The 7,159-nt window shown below is 63.0% G+C and carries 6 protein-coding genes and 1 pseudogene; 5 read left to right on the forward strand and 2 right to left on the reverse strand.

The annotated features are described in order from the left end of the window. Positions 1-239 (reverse strand): annotated as a pseudogene (locus AAC083_RS22905) (hypothetical protein); the annotation flags it as partial. Between the two features lie 256 nt (positions 240-495). Here AAC083_RS22905 and AAC083_RS04030 point away from each other — a divergent pair. From AAC083_RS04030 to AAC083_RS04050, 5 genes are all read left to right on the forward strand, one after another. Further along, complete coding sequence (locus tag AAC083_RS04030; protein WP_108535873.1) at positions 496-1,731, forward strand: siderophore amonabactin export MFS transporter; 1,236 nt, start codon at positions 496-498, stop codon at positions 1,729-1,731. Between the two features lie 56 nt (positions 1,732-1,787). Further along, a complete protein-coding gene (locus AAC083_RS04035) occupies positions 1,788-3,761 on the forward strand; it encodes a siderophore amonabactin TonB-dependent receptor (RefSeq protein ID WP_108535870.1) in 1,974 nt (657 codons plus the stop codon). A 74-nt stretch (positions 3,762-3,835) separates the two neighbouring features. Further along, complete coding sequence (locus AAC083_RS04040) at positions 3,836-4,852, forward strand: amonabactin ABC transporter permease subunit 2 (RefSeq protein ID WP_042034899.1); 1,017 nt, start codon at positions 3,836-3,838, stop codon at positions 4,850-4,852. A 14-nt stretch (positions 4,853-4,866) separates the two neighbouring features. Next, positions 4,867-5,934: an amonabactin ABC transporter permease subunit 1 gene (locus tag AAC083_RS04045; protein WP_108535871.1), complete on the forward strand. Its 1,068-nt coding sequence runs from the start codon at positions 4,867-4,869 to the stop codon at positions 5,932-5,934. Further along, entirely contained in the window at positions 5,934-6,737 is an 804-nt protein-coding gene (locus AAC083_RS04050) for an amonabactin ABC transporter ATP-binding protein (RefSeq protein ID WP_108535872.1), read from the forward strand. Before AAC083_RS04045 ends, AAC083_RS04050 begins: the two co-directional genes overlap by 1 nt. Before the next feature lie 75 nt (positions 6,738-6,812). Here the strand turns inward: AAC083_RS04050 and AAC083_RS04055 are convergent. Next, the coding region (locus AAC083_RS04055; protein ID WP_146181571.1) for a 4'-phosphopantetheinyl transferase family protein at positions 6,813-7,159 on the reverse strand (347 nt) is incomplete at its 5' end.

Consider the following 7,159-nt stretch of genomic DNA (forward strand, 5'->3'; position numbering starts at 1 on the left):
CTCTGGGGCGGCTGGTTGAGTTTGGCCAGGGTCGCTTCGGCCTCTTGCAACTGGGCCACACTGCCGCTCAGCACCAGCTGGTTGCCCATGGCACTCACCCCGAGATCCGGGTAGATCTCCTTGAGGGTCTGCACCATGGCCTCGGCCTCGAATACCGGGATCACCTTGACCTCGGCCCGCAGCGGCAGACACCAGAGCCCGCACAGCAACAAGATCCCGCTCCAACGCCACTTTTTCATCTCTCTCTCCTGTCCGGGGACCCGGCTCACCGTCTCTGCCAGTCTGGCTATCACCATCATGATCCATCTGCCTCACTTTTCAATGACGTAGCCCCCACAAGCGATGGCGACATGGACCAGAACGCCCCCCTTGACAGCCTGCGAGCCAAAAGGGACCGAGATAGATCGAATAACACAAATAAAAATGATTACCATTTGTTGTCACAAAAAAGTCGCTCGGATACAATTCGGTCTCATTTTTTCGAGCCACCTGCTGATGAAGCCTGTTACCGCCACTCCCACCCCTGCCATCATCCATCTGGCGATGCTGATCAATATGCTCTCCATGGGCAGCATGATGATGGTGATGCCCCTTGGGCCGGATCTGGTCATCAGCCTCGGCATGCAACCGGAGCAGACCGGTTATTTCAGCGGCGGTGCCACCCTGGGCGCAGCCCTGATGGGGCTCATTGCTGCCCCCTGGCTCGATCGCGTCAACCGCAAACCCGCCCTGCTGGTGCTGCTGACCCTGCGCTTCTTGCTGCTGATGGCCTGTGCCTTGGTCCAGCACAGCCAGCAGCTGTTGATACTGTTCATTCTGTCGGGCTGCGTGGCCGGGCCCCTCTCCGCCATCCTGATGGCCGCCGTGCTGGATCTGGTACCAACCGCCGAACGGGGCCGCCGCCTCGCTTATGTTGGTATGGCCTTCTCGCTCGCTGCCATCCTGATAGTGCCCATCGCCCTGGTGCTGTCCCAATGGCTAGGCTGGCAGAGCCCCTTCCTGCTGTTTGGCGCTGGCGGCCTGCTGCTGGCCCTGCTCTGCGCCCTGCTGCTGCCCTCCCTGCCGGTCACCCGCTATCCCCACGGCAGCGGGCTGCGCCAGCTGCTGGGATCGCCGCTATGCCAGGGCGCTCTACTCATTCTCTGCTTACAGATGTTCGGTCACTTCCTGCTGATCCCGCACTTTGCCAACTACTTCCAGTTCAACCTCGCCTTCCCCCGCGAGCAGATCGCCGCGCTCTACCTGTTTGGCGGTCTGGCCAGCATGGCGACTATGCGTGTGTGCGGCAGCTGGATAGATCAAGGCCGGGCGCTGGCCGCCATTCTGATCACCAGCCTGTTGCTGGCCCTGATCACCTTGCTCGGCTTCGCCGCCCCCGTTGGCGTGCCCATCTACCTGCTGTTTACCCTCTTCATGGCGCTGAGCTCGGCCCGCTCCAGCACCACCCTGGCCATCACGGCGGCCATTCCGGCCCCCCATCAGCGCGCCGCCTTCATGTCCTTCCAGGGCACGGTGACCAACGTGGCGGCCGGGCTCGGCAGCCTGCTCTCGGCAAGGTATCTCGTCTCGGACAGCACGGGTGCCCTGCACGGCTTTGCTGGGCTCGCCTGGATCAATATTGGCTGTGGCCTGCTGGCCTGCGGCGGTCTCTGGCGCTTGCTCAAGGGGCTGGCGCAGACAAGGAATAACAATAACCCCGCGTCTGGTACCGCCAGACAGGGAAGTCAGTGAGCTACCGGCCCCAGAGCCGGACCCCATAACCTCTGTTTATTCATGGAGTTTTGACAATGCAGTTGCAGCATGGCGTATTTCGTTTGAACCCGATTCTGCTCTCCCTCGGCCTGTTTGCCTTGCCGGGCCTGGCCCAGGCAGAATCGGTCAAAGCCAACGAGACCATGGTGGTCACCGCCACCCAGACCCAGCACACCGAGCTGTCCGCCCCGGCCAGCGTCTTCGTGGTGACCCGTGCAGATCTGGACAGGATGAACGTCAACAACATCGGCGATGCCCTCAGGCGCGTACCTGGCGTCAACATCATTGCCACCAACCCCACCGGCCGCAACGAGATCAAGATCCGCGGCCTGGGGGGTGACTACACACTGCTGTTGATCAACGGCAAGCGGGTCAACGCCCGCGAGACCCTGGGCAGCGCCTACGGCAATGACTTCGACCTGAGTTCCATCCCCATGGCCGCCATCGAGCGCATCGAGGTGATCCGGGGCCCCGTCTCCTCCCTGTACGGTGCCGATGCGCTGGGTGGCGTGGTCAACGTGATCCTGCGCCAGGCCAGAGAGAAGACAGAAGCGGCCTTCGGCTACACCCACACCATGCCCACCAAGGGCGACGGTGGCGATGCCAACCAGGGCAGCGCCTTTGTCTCCGGAGCCCTCATCGACAACAAGCTGCTCGGCAGTGTGGTGGTGGAAGGCTATCAGCGTGACCGCTGGCACAGCGATCAGTCCAACAACCCGGAGGCCGATGCGCTGGAAAAACGGGAAGTGGTCAACGTGCTCTCCAGCCTGAAGTGGCTGGTCAGTGACAATCAGGATATCGATTTCGATCTGGGCTACAACCAGAACGACATGGACAGCTACTTCAACAATGTGCCCCGTGCCCCGACGGCGCCGGCGACTCCGCATAACGTGCAAAAGCTCGAACGCCTGAGCCTGGGTGTGACCCACAACGGCCATTGGCAGCACGTTGATAGCCGTGCCCGCTACTACTTCGAACAGACGGATCTGATGGATGACTCCCAGCTCAATGGCGGCGCCGCCGATGTCACCCAGACCAACCACACGGTCGATGGTCAGCTGAGCGGCTATCTGGGGGATCACCTGCTGACCTCGGGCGCCGAGCTGCGCAACACCGAGCTGGAGCACAGCCGCAGCATCACCAACGGCAGCGTGGATGCGAGCCAGAGCGCCCTCTATCTGCAGGACGAATTCAGCCTGGGGGATCTGGCGCTGACCCTGAGCGGCCGCCTCGACCACCATGAAACCTATGGCAACGAGTTCAGCCCGCGCGCCTATGCCCTCTACAAGCTGAGCGACGAGTGGGTGATCAAGGGGGGCGCCGGCAAGGCGTTCAAGGCACCGACCCTGGCCCAGTCCAGCGAAGGCTTCGCCACCACGGCCTGCCGTGGCGCCTGCAAGGTGGTCGGCAACCCGAACCTGCAACCGGAAACCGCCGTCAGCTATGAGCTGGGCACCGCCTACGAGAGCGAGCGTTTCGGCGCAGGGGTGACTGGCTTCCACAACGACATCGAGGACTTGATCCAGAGCGATCAGTGGGGCCCGGGCTACCGTCCGAGCGTCATGACCTACCTCAACGTCAAGAAGGCGCGAGTGAAAGGGCTGGAGCTGACCGGCTGGGTCGATGTGCGAGACGACGTCAAGCTGACCGGTAACTGGAGCCTGCTGGATTCCGAAGACAAGAGCACGGGTGACGATCTGACCAAAACCCCGGATCACACCGGCAACCTCAGCCTGGATTGGCAAGCCACCGAGATCGTCAGCACGCACCTGGCCTGGCAATACGTGGGCAGTCAGTTCATCAAGGTGCCGATGCACAACTCCGAGGCGTTAAAGTCCAAGCACTATCAGACTCTGGATCTCAACACCAACTGGACAGTCACGCCTGCGCTCGACTTCAAACTCGGCATCACCAATCTGACCAGCACCCAGCGTGACCAGGTTGCCACCGACGCCGACTTCATTCTGGAAGGTCGTACCGTCTATGCAGGGGTGAATTACAAGCTGTAATCCTCCGTTCGGGAGCCCTGCCGACAGGGCTCCCTTTTTCCGTTTTTATCGCCTCGACAATAAGGAGTATCCGGGTGCTCAGACACCAAACACAGCTGTTCTGGCTGGGAGTTGTTCTCCTGTTCATGCTGATCTGTCTGTCACTGGCCACGGGGGCCGGTGTCTATGGTGGCCGCGAAGTCGCCGGATTTTTGCTGGGCGATCCCGCCCTCATGGCCGACCAAAAGCTCGCCATGATCATTCATACCCTGCGTCTGCCCCGCACCCTGTGTGCACTGGTGGTGGGCGTCTGTCTCGCGCTGGCGGCCTCCATGCTGCAAAGTGCTACCCGCAATCCGCTGGCCGAGCCCGGCCTGCTCGGCGTCAACGCCGGCGCCGTCTTCGCCCTGGTGATAGGGCTGACCTATTTTGGGGTCGAATCGGCCTACGGTTATCTGCTCTGGTCCGGCATGGGTGCCCTGCTTGGCAACCTCATCGTGCTGGGCCTCGGCCTGATGGTAGGCCGTTCCAACCCGCTCAAACTCATCCTGGTGGGGGTCGCCCTCTCCGCCACCTTTGGCGGCCTCTCCAACTTCCTGCTGCTCTCCAACAAGGTGGTGCTGGAGCAGTTCCGCTTCTGGAACCTGGGGTCTCTGGCGGCCTCGGATCTCGACGCCGTGCTCACTGTGGTCCCCTTCGCCCTGGCCGGTCTGCTGCTGACCCTGGCCCTGTGTCGCCAGCTCACCCTGATGCAGATGGGAGACAACCAGGCACAGGCCCTCGGCATACGACCGACCCGGGTGCGGATCGGCGTGCTGCTGGCCGCCACCCTGTTTACCGCCTGCGCCATCGCCATTGCCGGCCCCATCGGCTTCGTCGGCTTTCTGGCCGCCTACTGCGCCCGCCTGGTGGAGCCGGTGCGCCTCGCCATCCAGGTACGTTTCTCCGCCCTGTTTGGCGTGCTGTTCCTGCTCGGCGCCGACATCCTGGCTCGCTGGCTGATCCAGCCATTCGAGCTGCCCAACGGGGTGATCCTGGCGCTGATCGGCGCCCCTGTGCTCATCATGGTGGTGCGCAGCGGCGGCTTCCGCTCCCTGCTGGCCGTCAAATAAGGTCACCCTGCCTCATGAACAATTCAATGAACACATCGCTGAACGCTTCCCTTCCCTCCGGCACCCTCTGCCTGCGCCTCGGCAGCCGCACCCTGTTGCTGCACCGCCGCGCCTGGCTTATCACGCTGGGGCTGCTGGTGGTCCTGGTGCTGCTCTCCCTGCTGGCGCTGACCCTGGGCTCAAGCAAGCTCACCATGCTGGGGGTAGTAAAGACCCTGCTTGGCGAGGGGAGCCGACTCGATGAGGTGACCGTCTTCAAGATCCGGCTGCCGCGCATCGTCGCCGTGCTGGTGGCCGGCGCCGCCATGGGCCTCTCCGGCAGTCTGGTGCAGACCCTCATTCGCAATCGTCTCGCCACCCCGGACATGATAGGGGTGAACGAGGGCGCATCGCTCGCCATCATCGTTTTCTCCCTCTATCTCACCCTGGGCAGCTGGCCCTGGTGGGCCGCGCCGCTCGGCGCCCTGTTTGCCGCCGCCGTACTCTACGCCCTGTGCAACAAACCGGGAGAGCAGGGCTATCTGTTCGTGGTGATCGGCATCGGCGTCTCCGAGCTGATGAACGCCATCGGCCAGTTCGTGATGTCTACCCAATCGCTGGTGCACCTCACCAGCCTCTACCTGTGGAACATGGGCAACTTTGTCGGCCAGGGCTACAACACTGTCGTGCCGGTAGGGATCCTGATCCTGCTGGTCTGCCCCTGGATCATTTATCTCTCCCGTGCCCTCGGTGTGCTGCGTCTGGGCCCTGTCACCGCCCAGAGCCTGGGGGTGAACGTCAACCGGGTGCAACTCGGCGTGCTGGCCCAAGCCATCGTGGTGGCGGCCCTTGGCACCGCCATCGGCGGCCCCGTGGTATTCATCGCCATGGCCGCCCCCATACTCGCCTCCTGGATGAGCCGGGATCGCATTGTGCCGCTGTGGATTGCCGCCCTGTGCGGCGCCCTGCTGCTGCTGGCGAGCGATACCCTGGTGCGGGTGCTGGCCAGCCCCCATGAGGTCGCCACCGGCATCATGACCCGTATTCTTGGCGGCATACTGCTGCTGTTTATTCTGATCAAAGACAGACAGAGAACCGACTGATGACCCTCACCCTAAATCGCCTCCACTTCGGCTATCAGCAAAAACCCGTCTTCAACGACATCTCCTTCACCATTCCCAAGGGCAAGCTGGTTGGCATCGTCGGCCCCAATGGCGGTGGCAAATCCACCCTGCTCAAGCTGCTGGCAGGCCAGGAGCAGCCCCAATCCGGTGAGATACTGCTCAAGGGCAAACCGCTGGAGAGTTACGGCATGAAGGCACTGGCCCGGGAGCTCGCCTACCTGCCCCAGCGCCCCCTGGTGCCCGCCGGCATTCAGGTCGAACAGCTGGTGCAGTACGGCCGCCATCCCCATCAGGGCTGGTTCAATCAGTGGAGTGAAGAGGATGCTCGCATGGTGCGCTGGGCCTGTGAGCGGATGCAGCTTGGCGACATCTTGGCGCAGAGCGCCAGCTCCCTCTCCGGCGGCCAGGCCCAGCGGGTGTGGCTCGCCATGGTACTGGCCCAGGACGCGGACATTATCTTGCTGGATGAGCCCACCAGCGCGCTGGACATAGGCCACCAGACGGAGGTGATGGAGGCCATCCACCAGATCACCGCCGAGGGCAAAACGGTGCTCATCGTCATTCACGATCTCGCCACCGCCGCCCGCTACTGCGACGAGCTGATCGCCATCGGTGAGGGCAAGATCCAGGCCATAGGCCCGGCTCGCGAGGTGGTGACCAAGCCGCTCATCGACCGCCTCTACCAGACAGACGTGGACATACTGCATGCCCCCGGCGATGGCGCTCCCATCATAGTGCCGCGCCGCCGCCCGCAGGCGTTTGCCATGCAGCGGCAGGCCTGAGCGCAGGACCAAAAAACTGCCTTAGTGGCGGTTGTTGACTGGCGCCGTGAACGGGATGGTGAACCCTGTCACCGCTCACAGCAGCAGGGTCGTGAGCACGCCCCCCGGCAATCGCTGCCAGTGCAGGGTGCAGTGCCAGCCGGCGGACAGCTCCGGGGTCAGCGCACTTTTGAGTTCGAAAGTGAGGGTCTGCTCCGTCATGGTCAGCCAGCGGGCATCGAGAAAGTCGAAGTAACGCCCCACTGTGGGGTAAAGCGCCTTGAACAGGCTCTCCTTGGCGGAGAACACCAGGGTCAATCCTCGGGCCGGGCCGAGCGGACAGTGCTGCAGCCTCGCCCATTCCATGTGATCCACAATGCCGGGCCAGAGCTCGCACGCCTGCTCGTCTTCCAGCCAGGCCTCCAGATCCAGCCCCATCCCTG

It is taken from the genome of Aeromonas sp. HMWF014 (assembly GCF_963878295.1).
Lineage (GTDB): Bacteria > Pseudomonadota > Gammaproteobacteria > Enterobacterales > Aeromonadaceae > Aeromonas > Aeromonas popoffii.